General features: G+C 68.0%; 15 protein-coding genes. 4 read left to right on the top strand and 11 right to left on the bottom strand.

Annotation, left to right across the window (positions count from 1 at the left end; genetic code table 11):
* Nucleotides 1-122 precede the first annotated feature (122 nt).
* Together AC0LPE_RS02925 and AC0LPE_RS02930 are read left to right on the top strand one after the other, a co-directional pair.
* Complete coding sequence (locus AC0LPE_RS02925; RefSeq protein WP_490605570.1) at nucleotides 123-899, top strand: SDR family oxidoreductase; 777 nt, start codon at nucleotides 123-125, stop codon at nucleotides 897-899.
* Nucleotides 896-1,810 carry an SDR family oxidoreductase gene (locus AC0LPE_RS02930; RefSeq protein WP_490605571.1) on the top strand — a complete coding sequence of 305 codons (915 nt, stop codon included), beginning with the start codon at nucleotides 896-898 and terminating at the stop codon, nucleotides 1,808-1,810. Before AC0LPE_RS02925 ends, AC0LPE_RS02930 begins: the two co-directional genes overlap by 4 nt.
* Nucleotides 1,811-1,870: 60 nt before the next feature.
* Here AC0LPE_RS02930 and AC0LPE_RS02935 read toward each other — a convergent pair whose 3' ends face one another.
* From AC0LPE_RS02935 to AC0LPE_RS02945, 3 genes are all read right to left on the bottom strand, one after another.
* Nucleotides 1,871-2,530, bottom strand: coding sequence for a GNAT family N-acetyltransferase (locus AC0LPE_RS02935; protein WP_443208654.1), 660 nt, complete (start codon nucleotides 2,528-2,530; stop codon nucleotides 1,871-1,873).
* Nucleotides 2,531-2,620: 90 nt separating this feature from the next.
* Nucleotides 2,621-3,094 (bottom strand): nitroreductase family deazaflavin-dependent oxidoreductase, encoded by a 474-nt coding sequence (locus AC0LPE_RS02940; RefSeq protein ID WP_430716461.1) that lies wholly within the window; start codon nucleotides 3,092-3,094, stop codon nucleotides 2,621-2,623.
* A 1-nt stretch (nucleotide 3,095) separates the two neighbouring features.
* Nucleotides 3,096-4,259 (bottom strand): steroid 3-ketoacyl-CoA thiolase, encoded by a 1,164-nt coding sequence (locus tag AC0LPE_RS02945; RefSeq protein WP_430716462.1) that lies wholly within the window; start codon nucleotides 4,257-4,259, stop codon nucleotides 3,096-3,098.
* A gap of 181 nt (nucleotides 4,260-4,440) precedes the next feature.
* On the opposite strand from AC0LPE_RS02945, the gene AC0LPE_RS02950 reads away from it, so the two are divergent.
* The gene (locus tag AC0LPE_RS02950; RefSeq protein WP_016694670.1) at nucleotides 4,441-5,694 is read left to right on the top strand and encodes a cytochrome P450; all 1,254 of its coding nucleotides are present in this window, start codon (nucleotides 4,441-4,443) and stop codon (nucleotides 5,692-5,694) included.
* An 81-nt stretch (nucleotides 5,695-5,775) separates the two neighbouring features.
* Here the strand turns inward: AC0LPE_RS02950 and AC0LPE_RS02955 are convergent, their stop codons facing one another.
* From AC0LPE_RS02955 to AC0LPE_RS02985, 7 genes are read right to left on the bottom strand one after another with little or no spacing between them, the layout of a single operon-like run.
* Nucleotides 5,776-7,041, bottom strand: a complete 1,266-nt coding sequence (locus AC0LPE_RS02955; RefSeq protein ID WP_229566966.1) for a hypothetical protein — start codon at nucleotides 7,039-7,041, stop codon at nucleotides 5,776-5,778.
* 60 nt (nucleotides 7,042-7,101) lie between these two features.
* Nucleotides 7,102-7,674, bottom strand: a complete 573-nt coding sequence (locus AC0LPE_RS02960) for a nucleotidyltransferase family protein (protein WP_229566967.1) — start codon at nucleotides 7,672-7,674, stop codon at nucleotides 7,102-7,104.
* A gap of 10 nt (nucleotides 7,675-7,684) precedes the next feature.
* Nucleotides 7,685-8,098 (bottom strand): nuclear transport factor 2 family protein, encoded by a 414-nt coding sequence (locus AC0LPE_RS02965; protein WP_229566968.1) that lies wholly within the window; start codon nucleotides 8,096-8,098, stop codon nucleotides 7,685-7,687.
* Complete coding sequence (locus AC0LPE_RS02970; RefSeq protein ID WP_120281366.1) at nucleotides 8,095-8,976, bottom strand: TIGR03619 family F420-dependent LLM class oxidoreductase; 882 nt, start codon at nucleotides 8,974-8,976, stop codon at nucleotides 8,095-8,097. The genes AC0LPE_RS02965 and AC0LPE_RS02970 overlap by 4 nt, the downstream gene beginning before the upstream one ends.
* A gap of 9 nt (nucleotides 8,977-8,985) precedes the next feature.
* Nucleotides 8,986-10,161: a thiolase family protein gene (locus AC0LPE_RS02975; protein ID WP_120281367.1), complete on the bottom strand. Its 1,176-nt coding sequence runs from the start codon at nucleotides 10,159-10,161 to the stop codon at nucleotides 8,986-8,988.
* Nucleotides 10,161-11,222 carry a thiolase family protein gene (locus AC0LPE_RS02980; protein WP_060653743.1) on the bottom strand — a complete coding sequence of 354 codons (1,062 nt, stop codon included), beginning with the start codon at nucleotides 11,220-11,222 and terminating at the stop codon, nucleotides 10,161-10,163. Before AC0LPE_RS02980 ends, AC0LPE_RS02975 begins: the two co-directional genes overlap by 1 nt.
* A 14-nt stretch (nucleotides 11,223-11,236) precedes the next feature.
* On the bottom strand, nucleotides 11,237-12,208 hold the full coding sequence (locus AC0LPE_RS02985) for a Zn-ribbon domain-containing OB-fold protein (protein WP_159416763.1): 972 nt from the start codon (nucleotides 12,206-12,208) through the stop codon (nucleotides 11,237-11,239).
* Nucleotides 12,209-12,298: 90 nt separating this feature from the next.
* On the opposite strand from AC0LPE_RS02985, the gene AC0LPE_RS02990 reads away from it, so the two are divergent.
* Nucleotides 12,299-13,336 carry an LLM class F420-dependent oxidoreductase gene (locus tag AC0LPE_RS02990; protein ID WP_230788377.1) on the top strand — a complete coding sequence of 346 codons (1,038 nt, stop codon included), beginning with the start codon at nucleotides 12,299-12,301 and terminating at the stop codon, nucleotides 13,334-13,336.
* 94 nt (nucleotides 13,337-13,430) lie between these two features.
* On the opposite strand, the gene AC0LPE_RS02995 is transcribed toward AC0LPE_RS02990, so the two are convergent.
* Nucleotides 13,431-14,960 carry an AMP-binding protein gene (locus AC0LPE_RS02995; protein WP_490605572.1) on the bottom strand — a complete coding sequence of 510 codons (1,530 nt, stop codon included), beginning with the start codon at nucleotides 14,958-14,960 and terminating at the stop codon, nucleotides 13,431-13,433.
* Nucleotides 14,961-15,045 lie beyond the last annotated feature (85 nt).

Below are 15,045 nucleotides of genomic sequence, written 5' to 3' on the forward strand. Positions count from 1 at the left end.
TCCCACTGAGCAGGAGCAGCGGCGGAGGACGAGGGGGAGCAGTACCAAACCAAGCGATTGCTTGGTAAGTTGTCAACGCGAGACCCGCGCATCCTGCGGGGTGAACGACGTGGAGGCAGCGAATGGATCTGGGACTCGACGGCGCGGTCGTGCTCGTCACCGGGGGAATACGAGGAGTCGGTGCGGGCATCACCAGGGTGTTCCTGCGCGCCGGAGCGACCGTCGTGACATGCGCACGCAACGAACCCGAACAGCCTGTCGAAGTGGACGGGCGGACCGCGGAGTTCCTGAAGTGCGACGTTCGCGACGCCGATCAGGTCGGCACGTTGATCGAGACCATCGTGGAGCGTCACGGTCGGCTCGACGCCGTGGTGAACAACGCCGGCGGGTCGCCGTACGCACTGGCGGCCGATGCCAGCCCGAAGTTCCACGCCAAGATCGTGGAACTGAACCTGCTGTCCCCGCTGCTGGTCGCGCAGGCCGCCAACGCGGTGATGCAGAAGCAGGACAACGGCGGTTCGATCGTCAACATCTCGAGCGTGAGCGGGTCGCGCCCCTCGCCGGGCACCGCGGCCTACGGTGCGGCCAAGGCGGGTGTCGACAGCCTCGCCCAGTCGCTCGCCGTCGAGTGGGCCCCGAAGGTACGGGTGAACTCGGTGGTGGTCGGCCTGGTCGAAACCGAACAGTCGCACCTGTTCTACGGCGACAAGGCAGGCGTCGCCGCAGTGGGCGAGACCGTTCCGCTGGGGCGGCTGGCCCAGCCCGAAGATATCGGCCACTGCGCCGCATTCCTGGCCTCTCCGCTGTCGGCCTACGTCAGCGGATCGACATTGACCGTCCACGGTGGCGGTGAACGCCCTGCCTACATGGCAGCGGCCGAAACGAAGGAGACGAAGTGAGTGGACTGCTGGACGGGCGCGTCGTCATCGTGACCGGCGCCGGGCGAGGACTGGGCCGTGCCCACGCCCTCGCCTTCGCCGCGGAGGGTGCGAAGGTCGTCGTCAACGACATCGGTGTCGGCAGCGACGGAACGGCGACGGGGGAGAGCCCCGGCGAACTGGTGGTCGAGGAGATCCGGGCTGCCGGCGGCGAAGCCGTCGTCAACGGCGACGACGTCGCCGACTGGGCCGGCGCCGAGAACCTCGTCAGGACCGCCCTCGACAACTTCGGCCGGCTCGACGTGCTCGTCAACAACGCCGGGTTCCTGCGCGACCGCATGCTCGCCAACATGAGCGAAGAGGAGTGGGACGCCGTCATCCGCGTACACCTCAAGGGGCACTTCGCGCCGATGCGGCACGCCATGACCTACTGGCGCGCCGAGTCCAAGGCCGGCAACCCCGTCGACGCCCGCATCATCAACACCAGTTCGGGTGCCGGACTGATGGGCAGCATCGGTCAGGGCAACTACGCCGCCGCCAAGGCCGGTATCGCGACGCTCACGATCCAGGCCGCAGCCGAATTCGGCCGCTACGGCGTGACCGTCAACGCGATCGCACCTTCGGCACGCACCCGCATGACCGTCGGCGCCGGCGGCGCGATGGCCGAGGCGATGGCCGCACCCGAAGAGGGTTTCGACGCCATGGCGCCGGAGAACGTCTCGCCGCTCGTCGTGTGGCTCGGCAGCGCCGAATCGAAGGACGTGACCGGTCGCGTGTTCGAGGCCGAGGGCGGCAAGGTGTCGTTGGCCGACGGATGGCGGCACGGTGAGGCGATCGACAAGGGCGACCGCTGGGATCCGAAGGAACTCGGGCCCGTCGTCGAGAAGCTGATCGCGGCGTCGCAGCCGCCGACGCCGGTCTACGGAGCGTGATGTCCTCGTGCGCGTTTCCGGTGGTCGTCACCGGAAACGCGCACGGACGGCGCCGCCGGTCTAGGCGGGCGTACGGATGATGAGGGTGGAGCCGGGGAAGTAGGCGGCCAGTTCGGAACGCGCCTGCTTGAGCGTGGCGGTGCCGTAACCCTGCTTGCGGAATTCGGGATGCACCCAGATCCGCACGTCGACCTCGTTGCCGGTCAACTCGCCGAACGCGAACCCGATGGCCTTCGGCTCGTCGCCCGAAAGATCCTCGGCCACAAGCCACATCCCGGACTCGTCGTCCATCAACTCGGTGCCGCGCTGTCGCTCGGACTCGACCCGCTCGTCGCTGTCGTCGCCCAGTTGGTCGGCGCAGCGCTGCTTGAACAGCGCCGTGTCGGCCGCACTGTGGGAGATGGGCCGCAACCGGAAATGCGCGCCGGTCGCGTACGGACGCGCCGCCGTCGTCCACTGCAGCACAGCATCGAGATCGTCGAGTTCTTCACGGATCTTCTTCCGCTCCGCCTGCGTCAGGCGGCGGAACGGAAGGTTCAGCACGGCCTCCGCGCAGAACTCGTCGGTGTCGAGCAGCGAGGCGAGCTTCGCGACCGCGTCGCCCCGATCCTTGCTCTCGACGATCACGTCGAGCACCTCGTGGCGTCGTTCGAGCGCCCGGAGCAGCGCGGCCGCGATCTCCCGCCGGTCGAGCACCTTGTCGTGATTGGTGGTTGCCATCGTGCGACATCCCTTCGTCGAGAACCTGGACGTACGAGACTCAGTATTCCCGCACGGGACCGTCCCGGCGAACCGTGCCGGCCGGGACGCTCACTCGCACACGACGACGGGAATCACCCGGTCGGTCCATGACTGGTACTTGTCGAAGTCCGGGTACATCGCGGTGAGCATCGGCCAATACCGCGCCCGCTCCTCCTCGTTCGCGACCCGCGCGTGCATCGTCCGCACCCGCGACTTGATCTGTACCGTGACCTCCGGGTTCGCCTGGATGTTGCGGAACCACAAGGGGTGCTTGGGCAGTCCGCCCTGGGAGGCGACGAGGATCACCTTGTCGCCGTCCTCGAGGAACAGCAGCGGGGCCGTCCGCGGCTGCCCGGTCTTCCGCCCGATGGTGGTCACCAGGCACACCGGGATGCCCCACGGGAAGGCGCTTCCCACGCGCCACTTCCCGCCGATGCGACCACCGGTCGCTCGGTACGCCGCGACGTTGAACCGCGACATCCACTTGATGATCGAGACCGTGGCCTTCGAATCGAGGCCCTTCGGTGCCGTTTCGGTGCCCATGTCAGATGCGCTCGATGATGGTGCCCGTCGCCAGCGCGCCGCCGGCGCACATCGAGATCAGAGCGGTCGACGCGTCGCGCCGCTCGAGTTCGTGCAGCGCGGTGGTGATGAGGCGGGACCCGGTCGATCCGACGGGGTGGCCGAGCGCGATCGCGCCACCGTTGACGTTGATCTTGTCCATGTCGGGTCCGTGCACCTGTGCCCAGGACAGCAGCACCGACGCGAACGCCTCGTTGACCTCGAACAGGTCGAGATCGCCGATGCTCATGCCCGCCTTGTCGAGAACCTTCGCCGTGGCCTGGACCGGGCCGTCGAGGTGGAACTCGGGTTCGGCGCCGACGAGTGCCTGCGCGACGATCCGCGCCCGCGGCTTCAATCCGAGTGCCTTCGCCCGGTCGGAGTCCATGAGCAGCACGGCGGCGGCTCCGTCGGAGATCTGCGACGAGGTGCCGGCGGTGTGGATGCCGCCCTCGAGCACGGGCTTCAGCTTCGCCAGCGACTCGGCCGACGTCTCGCGCAGACCCTGGTCGCGGGTGACGGTCGCCTTCTCGCCGGTGCGGTTGCCCTCCTTGTCGACGACGGGTGCGACGACCGGCAGCACCTCGCGGTCGAACCGGCCCTCGTCCCAGGCCTGCTTCGCGAGCTGCTGCGAGCGCACGCCGAGGGCGTCGACATCCTCGCGGGTGATGCCGCGGCGCCGCGCGATGCGTTCGGCGGCCTCGAACTGATTGGGCATGTCGATGTTCCAGGACTCCGGCCGGCGCGGGCCCGCCTGGTCGCCGACGTTGGCGCCGAGGGGCACCTGGGTCATCGCCTCGATACCGCACGCGATGCCCACGTCGATGGCGCCGGTGGCGATGAGGCCTGCGATGAGGTGGTTGGCCTGCTGCGCCGATCCGCACTGGGCGTCGATGGTGGTCGCGCCGACCTGCCAGGGCAGGCCCGCGTTGAGCCACGCGGTGCGGGTGATGTTGTTGGACTGGGCGCCCGCCTGGGTGACGCAGCCACCGATGACCTGTTCGACGAGCTCGGCGTCGATGCCGGCGCGTTCGACGAGTCCGGCCTGGACGGCGCCCAGGATCTCGGCAGCGTGCAGGCCCGCGAGCCATCCACCCCGCTTGCCGATCGGGGTCCGTGCGGCCTCGACGATGACTGGTGTGCCCACTTCGGGCTCCTTTCTCCTACGTTCTTCGCAAAATAGAACAGGTTTCTCCGAGAGGCAACAGAACTTGATTATCACACGGGACGTGCGGATCTCTTGGTCGCACGGCGCACCTGTGTTTGAATGGTTCTAGAACGTGTTACAAATCACGCGAGCGGTACTCGCCAGGGCAGGAGAGATATCAGTGGCGCAGCCGAACATCCCCGAAGACATCGACTTCACCGATCCCGATCTGTACGCAGACCGTATGCCGTTCGAAGAGTTCGCGGAACTGCGCAAGACGGCACCGGTGTGGTGGAACAAGAAGTCTCCCGACGTCGGTGGTTTCCACGACGAGGGTTTCTGGGTTGTCTCCCGGCACGAGGAGGTCCGTGAGGTCTCCCGCCGGAGCGACGTGTTCTCCAACTGGGAGAACACTGCGATTCCGCGGTTCAACGACGACATTCCGCGCGAGGCCATCGAACTGCAGCGCCACGTCCTGCTCAACAAGGACGCCCCCGAGCACACCAAGCTGCGCAAACTCGTCGCCCGAGGCTTCACGCCCCGTGCGATCAACGGCCTGCGCGACGAGCTCGACCGTCGCTCCAAGATGATCGTCCAGGAGGCCTGCCAGGCCGGTCAGGGTGACTTCGTCACGCAGATCGCCGCGGAACTGCCGCTGCAGGCGATCGCCGATCTCATCGGCGTCCCGCAGGAGGACCGCGCGAAGATCTTCGAGTGGTCCAACCAGATGACGGGCTACGACGACCCGGACAACACCGCCGATCCGGCGGCCGCCTCCATGGAGGTGCTGGGCTACGCCTACCAGATGGCCGCCGCCCGCAAGGAGAACCCGGCCGACGACATCGTCACCACCCTCATCGAGGCCGACATCGACGGCGACGAGCTGGCTCCCGAGGAGTTCGGCTTCTTCTTCATCGTCCTCGCGGTGGCTGGCAACGAGACCACCCGCAACGCCATCACCCACGGCATGGCGGCCTTCCTCGACAACCCCGAGCAGTGGGAGATCTTCAAGCGCGACCGGCCGAAGACCGCCGCCGACGAGATCATCCGCTGGGCCACCCCGGTCACCTCGTTCCAGCGCACGGCGCTCGAGGACACCGAGCTCGGCGGACAGACGATCCGCAAGGGCGAGCGCGTGGTCATGCTGTACGCCTCGGCCAACAACGACGAAGAGGTGTTCGAGAATCCCCGCGAGTTCGACATTCTCCGGGATCCCAACCCGCACCTCGCCTTCGGTGGCACCGGTGCGCACTACTGCCTCGGCGCGAATCTCGCCCGCATGGAGATCGACCTGATCTTCAACGCGATCGCCGACCACATCCCCGACATCACCAAGATCGGCGACCCGCACCGTCTGCGGTCGGGCTGGCTCAACGGCATCAAGGAGTTCCAGGTCGACTACAAGACCTCGGGTGGGTGCCCGGTCCAGCACTGACCGAACCGAACACCGACCGAACCGAACATCGAGGTCCCCGGCCACCCCTGCGCGCCGGGGACCTCGCACATCCCGTGTCGTCTACCGGGCCTCGGACCTGCGGGCGATCCACCACATCGCGGCCCCCGTCGCGAGCACACCGGCTACCGATACACCGGTCGTCAGAACCGTCCACGAGTCCGGCGCCCACCCGGACGGGGAACCGGTGAGAGGCGTGTAGGCGGTCCATCCGAATCGGGTGAGCAGAGGCAACGCCATCACGGCGGGCAGCGAGAAGGAGGCGGCGGTGACCGCGCTCGTCGACGGTAGTGCCGCGCTGATCGTGTACGCGGCTGCCACCGGAAGAACGAAGAGGGTCGCCAGGAGGTGGACGTTGTCCCAGGGCGTACGAGTGAAGATCGCCGTGATCGTGACGAACGCGAGCACGCCCACTCCGGCCATCGGCATCGGCGCGCGACGGCCCAGCCACGCGCCGACGGCGGCGAGCACGACCATCACGGCCGGCAGGAACCATCCGCCGGGTATCCACGAGGGAGCGGTACCCGCGGCGACGGCCACGGCGAAGGCGGCGAGCAGGACCGATCCGATTCTCTCGCGCAGCCACAGGGCAGCACCGATCACAAGTGGGACAGCGACGATGCCCCACAGCCATCGTCCGTTCCCGCCGGGATTCGCATCCGGAGACCACACGGCACTGTGAAGAGACCGATACAGCACGACGGCAACGAGCGGTAGGCCGATACCGACCACCGTTTCCCTCACATCCCATCGTCGTTCGTCGACCGAAGCGGGAGCACCGGCACGCATCACGAGAGCCGCTGTTGCCACCGCGATGACAGTCGCCGAGAGAACCGTCCACACCGCGTTGGCGGGCTGCGCCGACACCTCGAGGTACACGGCGCTTCCGGGCGAGGAGGCCGCGAACTCCCGGTATTCCGCGATGGGTTCTGCGGTGAGCAGCGCGGCGACGACGCCACCGGTCATCACCGCGGGGAGTCGGGTGCCCGCGATTCGGGCGCAGCAGACGACGAGGGCACCGAGCACCAGGCCTGCACCGACCGCCGAGACGTACATGTCGAACCGCCACGCACCCGGCATGGCGACAACCGCCACGAGTGCGGCTCCGGCCACGACGGTGACGAGCGCGCCCACCCGGTGGCGTAACCACAGCGTGATCAACACGGTGACCAGCGCTCCCGTGGCAGACGCGGTGATACCCGAAGTCTCCACGGCACCGAATCCGAACCCGGTATCGAGTGGATAGGTGTCGACGCTCGGCGCGGCGAGGACGGTTCCGGCGGTGAAACTGCCGACGGCTGCGAGCGCGTAGAGAATCCAGGAGAGCACCCCCTACCTTCTCCGAGCGGTCACCGGGACGCGACGCCGACACGCCGGACGGCGACGCGGTCAGGTCAGGCGGCGAAGATCCTCGGAGGTGTCGACGTCTCCGGGGTCGCCGAGCCCGGTGCAGTCGAGACGCTGCACGCGGTCACGATTGCGGGTGAGGAAGGACCGCGCGCCCTCGTCGCCGGTGGCCTCCTCGGCGGCAGTGAACGCGTCGGCGAGGTCGAACACCACCGGGTGACCGGGACGATCCTCGAAGACGGGGAGCGTGACCGTGCCCGGCCGGTGCTCAGCCAGGACGTGGCGCACCAGATCGGCCGTGATGCCGGGAAAGTCGACGACGGTGAGCGCGACCCGGTCGTGGGTGCGCGCCGCGTCCACCCCGCGGCGCAGGGAGGTCGACATGCCGTCGGACCAGTCGGGATTGTGCACCGCCGTGGCGCCGGCCGGACAGGCTGCGGCGACCTCGTCGCCGAACGCACCGACCACCACCACGACCTCGTCGCAACCACCGCCGAGCAGCGCATCGACGACGGTATGCAGCAGGGGGCGGCCACGGTGGGGGAGCAACGCCTTCGCGCGTCCACCCAACCGCGAGCCGTCCCCTGCTGCGAGAACGATTCCGGCGGTCGGCATACCGCCGATGCTACGAGACCGGTCGCAGAGTCTTCATCGCGCGATCCACTTCCCAGAACGCACGCAGCGACACGATCTTCCCGCCGCCGTCGACCCGGTAGACGAACACGCCCTCCGCGTCGATGAGATTGCCCGCCATCGTCGTGCGGATCGTGCCGATGTTGACGCATTCGTCGCCGCACACCAGCACGTCGTCGACGAGGAACTCGAGCTTGTCGGTGTTCGCGATGGTCATGTCGTAGAACTTCGCGATCGCCTCGTGCCCGTGGTGTCCCTTGCCCTCGGGATCGAAACCGGACGGGCCGACGGGATCTTCGACGCACGCATCCTCGGCGAACAGCGCGAGCCACTCGTCCTTGCGTTTCCCGCTCGCCGCCGTCTGCGACGCCCGGGCCGCCACGCGCGCCGGATGTTCCTCGCTCATGCCGCGTCCTTTCCGTGGATGTACTTGTCGGCGAACTTCCGTAGCGATTCCTGCTTCGCCTCGAGCGGCGAGTCGAATCCGTGCCCGTCGAAGATCCACGGCACCACGATGATGTCGGTGACCCCGGCGTCGGCGAGTTCGGCATAACCGGAGCTGCCGAACCTGTCGACGCACACGGCCTGGATCTCGAACGGCTCGTCGCTGCGGCCGTACTCGGCACGCAACTCGCGCAGGCGCGTGATGACCTCGACGAGATCGTCGTACTTGATCATCGCCGACGTCCAACCATCCCCGACCCGGGCCGCGCGCCGCAGCGCCACATCGGTGTGCCCACCGACGTAGAACGGCACCGGCTCGGTGGGGGCGGGGCTCATCTGGAGCCGGTCGAAATCGTAGAACTCGCCGTGGTGCTCGACCATGCCACCGCCGAGGATCAGCTTCAGCACGTCGATCATCTCGTCCACGCGCTTGCCGCGCTTGGCGTACGGGACGCCGCACCACTCGAATTCCTCCGGCGCCCATCCGATCCCGACACCGAGACCGAACCGGTTGCCGGTGAGATTGGCGACCGAACCGACCTGCCGGGCCAGCAACACCGGATTGCGCGAGCCGAGTTTGAGCACCTGCGTGTAGAACCGGATCGTCGACGTGGCGGCCGCCATGGACGCCGCGGCGATGAGCGGATCGACCCACGGGGTGTCGGGTGTCCACATCCGCGAACCGTCGGGGGTGTACGGATAGTCGACCGTCTGCTTCTCCATGTAGAACAGGGAGTCGGGCAGGGCGATCGACGTGTATCCGCACTCCTCGGCGGTCTGCGCGATGCCGGTGAGCTGGTCGAGCGGGGTCATCGCGACCCCGACGGTGAACGAGACCATGCCCGCCTCCTAGTTCGTGGGCCGGTCGGAGCCCACGACCCACATCGAGAAGTACTGCGAGCCACCACCGTAGGCGTGGCCGAGCGCCTTGCGGGCACCGTCCACCTGGTGGTCTCCCGCCTTGCCCATCACCTGGATCGCGGCCTCGGCGAAGCGGATCATGCCCGACGCACCGATCGGGTTGGAGCAGAGCACGCCGCCGGACATGTTGATCGGCAACTGGCCGCCGATGGCCGTCTCGCCGGCCTCGGTGAGCTTCCAGCCCGAACCCTCGGGGGTGAAGCCGAGATTCTCGAGCCACATCGGCTCGAACCACGAGAACGGCACGTAGATCTCGGCGCAGTCGATCTCGGTGAGCGGATCGGTGATACCGGCCTGCTTCCACAGCGCCGCGGCGGCGACCCGGCCGGCCTCCGGATTGACCTGGTCGCGACCGGCATAGGTGGTCGGTTCGGTGCGCATCGCGGTGGCGTGGATCCAGGCCACCTTGCGGCCCGACTGCTCGGCGGCCTTCGCGGTGTCCTCGTCGCCGAGCACGACTGCGCACGCACCGTCGGACGACGGGCACGTCTCGTCGTACCGGATCGGGTCCCACAGCATCTGCGAGGCCTGCACCTTCTCCAGGGTGATCTCGGGCTGCTTCAGATGGGCGTACGGATTCTTGGCGCCGTTGAGACGGTCCTTGACCGCGACCATCGCTCCGATGTGCTCGGGCGCGCCGGACCGGCGGATGTACGAACGGACGTGCGGCGCGAAGTAGCCGCCCGCACCGGCACCGACCGGCATGGTGAACGGGACCGGTGTGGACAGCGCCCACATCGCGTTCGACTCGGACTGCTTCTCCCAGGCCACCGCGAGCACCCGGCGGTGCACACCGGCCTGTACGAGGCTTGCCGCGACGTTCGCCGTCGAGCCCCCGACGGACCCGGCGGTGTGCACGCGCAGCATCGGCTTGCCCGTGGCGCCGATGGCGTCGACCATCGACAGTTCGGGCATCATGACGCCCTCGAACAGGTCGGGGGCCTTGCCGATCACGACGGCGTCGATGTCGTCCCAGCCCACCTGGGCGTCTGCCATGGCTCGGTCGATCGCCTCGCGGACGAGGCCGGACATCGACACGTCGTGCCGCTTGGCGACGTAGTGGGTCTGCCCGGTTCCGAGGACAGCTGCGGGTTGCTTCGCCATCAGTTGCGTCCCTCCAGAACGGCTACCAGATTCTGTTGCAGCACAGCACCGCTCGTCGCATGCGCGAGTGCACGTCCGGCCGTGCCGTCCATGATCGCCTGCGCTGCGTAACCGATGCGCTCGAGACCGCCGGAGAACATCGGGTTGCCCGTCAGCGGTCCGCCGGACGGGTTGATCGTCGTCGAATCGTCCAGGCCGATCGCCTCGCGGAGGATGAGCTCCTGATGCGTGAACGGCGCGTGCAGTTCGGCGACGTCGAAGGCGGTGTCGCCACCGGTGACCGCCTGCGCGGCAGCCCGTGCGGAGGCCGACACCGTGAGGTCGAGCGAGCCGAAGTTCGGTGAGTCGGTGCGATGTTCGATCCCGGTGATCCACGCGGGGTTCTCGCACAGCTCGCGGGCCCGGTCGCCGCTCGCGAGGACGATCGCGGCGGCACCGTCGGTGACCGGAGCGCAGTCGTGCTTGCGCAGCGGATCGGCGATGTACGGCTGCGAGAGCAGGTCCTCGATGTCGAGATCACCCGAGAGCTGGGCCTTCGGGTTGTTCTTCGCGGCCGCGCGGCTGCGCACCGCGACCTCGGCCATCTCGCGGTCGGTCCACTTGCCGGAGTCGAGACCCATGCGGGCCTGCAGGCCGGCGAGTGAGACGGAGTCGACGCCGAGCGGTGCCACGAGGTACGGATCGAGCTGCAGGGAGAGGGTGCGCCGCAGGGTGCCGGCCGAGGACTTGCCGAAGCCGTAGACGAGGGCGGTGTCGACCTCACCGGTGATGAGCTTGACCCACGCCTCGTAGAGCGCCCAGGCCGCGTCCATCTCGACATGCGACTCGTTGATGGGCGGGACCGCACCGATCGCGTCGATCGCCGAGATGAACGAGAACGCGCGTCCGGCAAGGTAATCGGAGGAACCCGAGCACCAGAATCCGATGTCGGACTTGGTGATGCCGAGCTTGTCGTACAGCTCCTGGAAGCACGGGACGAGCATCTCGACGCCGTTGGTGGTGCCGAACGTCTCGCGCACGTGCGGAGCATGCGCGAAGCCGACGACTGCAATGTCTGTCATGGTGTCCGCTGCTCCTAGAGGTGGTGTTTGAAGGTGTCGTAGTCGGCGTCGGGTTCACCGGTGGGCCGGAAGTACTCGATGTTGCGCAGCGTGTGGTCCCACTCCTCGCGCGGACGCCACTTGGCCTCGACGCGCATGCCCATCCGCACCTCGGAGGCGTCGCACTCGAGGATCAGGTGCAGGAACGGGATGTCGGCGCCGTCGAGCAGCACGTAGGCGGCGACGTAGGGCGGCTTGATCTGCTGGCCCATGAACGGGACGTTGACGATGCAGAAGGTGGTGACGATGCCCTTGTCGGAGACCTCCACCGGTTCCTTGGTGGGCACGCCGTCGGTCGGGCTCGCGCCGCGCGGCGGCACGTAGACCTTCCCGCCGGGGCCGGTGCGACCGCCGATGATCTTCCCCTCCGCGAGCCCGCGCAGGTACCAGGACTCCTCGGGGGAGGCCGAATGGCGGTAGTGCAGGTCGACGGGAGTGGTGATCATGGTGACCGGTTCACCGTCGGCCGCTTCCACGGTGAGGGTCGACTCGCCGGGTTCGAAGGCCTCGATGTCGTGGATCACGCCCGTGCGCTCGGCCGCCCAGCGCACGCGCACACGCAGACCCGTCCCGATCTCGTCCGGGGACGCGACGTCGACGGCGTGCAGCAGCGTCGTGTCGGCTCCGTCGAGACGGATCAGCGCCCACGCGAACGGCCGGTCGAACGGCTGTCCGGGCAACGGCTCGGCGTTCCACGTCCAGCTCACCACGGTGCCGGTCTGCCCGACCTCGACGAACTCGGTGAGCGGTTCATGGGTGACCGCGTCGAATTCGGGGGGCGGGACGAGGACCCGTCCGTCGGATCCGCGCGCGCCGAGAATGCGGCCGTCGCGCAGTCCGGTGACGAACGCTCCGACGGTCGGCCCGGTGGATCGTGTGTAGTCGAACTTCAGATTCAGCGGTGCGCTCAGCGGTGGCTCGGCAACCGCGCTCTTTCCCAGGCTCACAATTTCGAGTAGAACAGGTTCTAGTGTTGCTGGCAAGAGCGGCGCGCGAACTGCACCTCGCCGCGATTCGTCCGACAGGAAAGGCGTCCAATGAAACTGGGACTGCAACTCGGTTACTGGGGTGCCCAGCCGCCCCCGAACGCACCGGAACTCGTTGCTGCGGCCGAGGCCGAAGGATTCGACGCCGTCTTCGCCGCTGAATCGTGGGGATCCGACGCGTTCACTCCGCTCGCCTGGTGGGGTTCGTCCACCGAACGGGTGCGGCTCGGGACGTCCGTCGTGCAGATCTCCGCGCGCACACCGACGAGCTGCGCGATGCATGCGCTGACGCTCGATCACCTCTCGGGTGGCCGGCATATCCTCGGCCTCGGCGTCTCGGGGCCGCAGGTGGTGGAGGGCTGGTACGGGCAGCCGTTCGCGAAGCCCCTGGCGCGCACCCGCGAGTACGTCGACGTGATCCGCAAGGTGCTCGCGCGCGAAGAGCCGGTGACCAGCGACGGACCGCACTTCCCGCTGCCCTATGCGGGCGCCGGCTCCACCGGGCTCGGCAAACCGCTCAAGCCCATCACGCATCCGTTGCGGTCGGACATCCCGATCTGGATCGGCGCCGAAGGCCCGAAGAACGTCGCACTCACCGCCGAGATCGCCGACGGCTGGCTCGCGATCTACTACACCCCGCGGCTGGCGTCGATGTACGACGAGTGGCTCGACGAGGGGTTCGCCCGTCCGGGTGCCCGGCGCACCCGCGAGGACTTCGAGATCGCCGCGACCTGCCAGGTGGTCGTCACCGACGACCGCGCGGCGACCATCGCGGCGATGAAACCGGTGACGGCGCTGTACGTCGGGGGAATGGGCGCGCCGGAGTTGAACTTCCACGCGCAGGTCTACCGGCGGATGGGGTACGACGCCGTGGTCGAGGAGGTGACCGCGCTGTTCCGTGCCGGTCGCAAGGACGAGGCGGCCGCCGCGATCCCGGACGAGATGATCACCGAGACGATGATCGTCGGTAACGCCGACGAGGTACGCGAGGGCGTGAAGCGGTGGGAGGAGGCCGGCGTGACGATGCTGCTGGTCGGTTGCCGCGACGTCGACCAGGTCCGCACGATCGCCGACGTGGTGCTGCGCTAGACGGTGATGTTGCGCTGGGCCGTGGTGCTGCGCTGGACACAGCAGCGGGCGGAAACCGTTCCGTGAGGACGGCTTCCGCCCGCCGCGTATGGCGTCAGGAAGCGTAGGCCGCCTTCAGCTTGCCCTTCACCAGCTTGCCCGTGGGGGTACGGGGCAGTTCGTCGACGAAGTCCACCGACCGCGGCACCTTGAAGTGGGCGACCCGATTTCGGACGTACGCGATGAGCTCGTCGGCGAGATCGGGTGATGCGGTGGCATCGGACGACACCTGCACGACGGCCTTGACCTCCTCGCCCATCTCCGGATGCGGCACGCCGATCACGGCGACGTCCTCGACGGCCGGATGCAGGGCGAGGACGTTCTCGATCTCCTGCGGATAGATGTTCACCCCGCCGGAGATGATCGTGAACGACTTGCGGTCGGTCAGATACAGGTAACCGTCCTCGTCGAGATAACCGAGGTCGCCGACCGTGGTCCAGGTGGGGTGCTCGGGATGCTGCGACGCCGCGGTCTTCTCGGGATCGTTGTGGTACGAGAACGGCACCTTCTCGTACTCGAGATAGATCGTCCCCACCTCGCCGGCCGGAAGTTCGCGCCCTTCCTCGTCGCAGATGTGCGCGGGCCCGAGCACACTCTTGCCGACCGAGCCCGGGTGTTCGAGCCATTCCTGACTGTTGATGAACGTGATCCCGTTGGCCTCGGTGGAGCTGTAGTACTCGTAGATCACCGGTCCGAGCCAGTCGATCATCGCCCGCTTGACCTCCGGCGGGCACGGCGCGGCGGCGTGAACGAGCACGCGCAGACTCGACAGGTCGTGGCGGGCGCGGATTTCGTCGTCGAGCTTGAGCATGCGCACGAACATCGTCGGCACCATCTGCCCGGCGGTGATCTTGTGCTCCTCGATGTGCCGGAGTGCGGTCTCGGCGTCGAACTTCTCGGCGAGGACCACCGTGCCGCCGAGCGCGTGGATCGCCCCACCCCAGCGCAGAGGCGCTGCGTGATAGATCGGGGCGGGGGAGTAGTAGACGTCGGAGTCGGTGAGGCCGAAGAGGAACTGCGCCACCGTCACCAGCGGCTCACCGGGTTCGTCGACGCGACGTTCCGGGAGATCCGGCTGGATTCCCTTGGGGAAGCCCGTGGTTCCGGACGAGTACAGCATGATGGCGCCGCACGGCTCCTCGTCGAGCCGTGGACCGGCCGCGGCGAGGGCGTCCTCGTACGACTCGAAACCGCGCACGGCGCCGCCGAACGCGAGTCGCGCGGAACCGATCGTGACCTTCTCGCCGACCTGCTCGGAGAGATCGCCCAGTGTGGCCGACACGATCAGGGCCTTGGCGCCGCTGTCCTCGACGATGTACGCCACCTCGCCGGCGGTGAGGTGGCTGTTGACCGCCGTGATGTACAAACCGGACCGCATTGCGGCCCAGAACACCTCGAAGGCCTCCGGCTGATTCTCCGTGAGGAGGGCGACGACGTCGCCGGGGCGGAGCCCGGAATCGTGCAGCACGCGGGCGAGCGCTGCCGACCGGTCGTCGAGTTCGCGGTAGGTCAGGCTCCGGCCGCTGTCGGCCAGGACGACGGCGAGCTTGTCCGGGGCGGTGCGGGCGTGGACTCCTGGATACATGGGCTCCTCATTACCTCGGCGAACGCTGTGGCCTTGTGTTGTGGGTCACAGCAGGCAATGTAGCAGAGCTAATGACATGACTGTG

It is taken from the genome of Rhodococcus sp. S3 (assembly GCF_058211795.1).

What these genes read in the sequence shown, in the direction of transcription:
- AC0LPE_RS02925 (WP_490605570.1), top strand. Translation starts at nt 123, where the DNA reads ATGGATCTGGGACTCGACGGCGCGGTCGTGCTCGTCACCGGGGGAATA.
- AC0LPE_RS02935 (WP_443208654.1), bottom strand. Translation starts at nt 2,530, where the DNA reads ATGGCAACCACCAATCACGACAAGGTGCTCGACCGGCGGGAGATCGCG.
- AC0LPE_RS02940 (WP_430716461.1), bottom strand. Translation starts at nt 3,094, where the DNA reads ATGGGCACCGAAACGGCACCGAAGGGCCTCGATTCGAAGGCCACGGTC.
- AC0LPE_RS02960 (WP_229566967.1), bottom strand. Translation starts at nt 7,674, where the DNA reads ATGCCGACCGCCGGAATCGTTCTCGCAGCAGGGGACGGCTCGCGGTTG.
- AC0LPE_RS02965 (WP_229566968.1), bottom strand. Translation starts at nt 8,098, where the DNA reads ATGAGCGAGGAACATCCGGCGCGCGTGGCGGCCCGGGCGTCGCAGACG.
- AC0LPE_RS02970 (WP_120281366.1), bottom strand. Translation starts at nt 8,976, where the DNA reads ATGGTCTCGTTCACCGTCGGGGTCGCGATGACCCCGCTCGACCAGCTC.
- AC0LPE_RS02975 (WP_120281367.1), bottom strand. Translation starts at nt 10,161, where the DNA reads ATGGCGAAGCAACCCGCAGCTGTCCTCGGAACCGGGCAGACCCACTAC.
- AC0LPE_RS02980 (WP_060653743.1), bottom strand. Translation starts at nt 11,222, where the DNA reads ATGACAGACATTGCAGTCGTCGGCTTCGCGCATGCTCCGCACGTGCGC.
- AC0LPE_RS02990 (WP_230788377.1), top strand. Translation starts at nt 12,299, where the DNA reads ATGAAACTGGGACTGCAACTCGGTTACTGGGGTGCCCAGCCGCCCCCG.
- AC0LPE_RS02995 (WP_490605572.1), bottom strand. Translation starts at nt 14,960, where the DNA reads ATGTATCCAGGAGTCCACGCCCGCACCGCCCCGGACAAGCTCGCCGTC.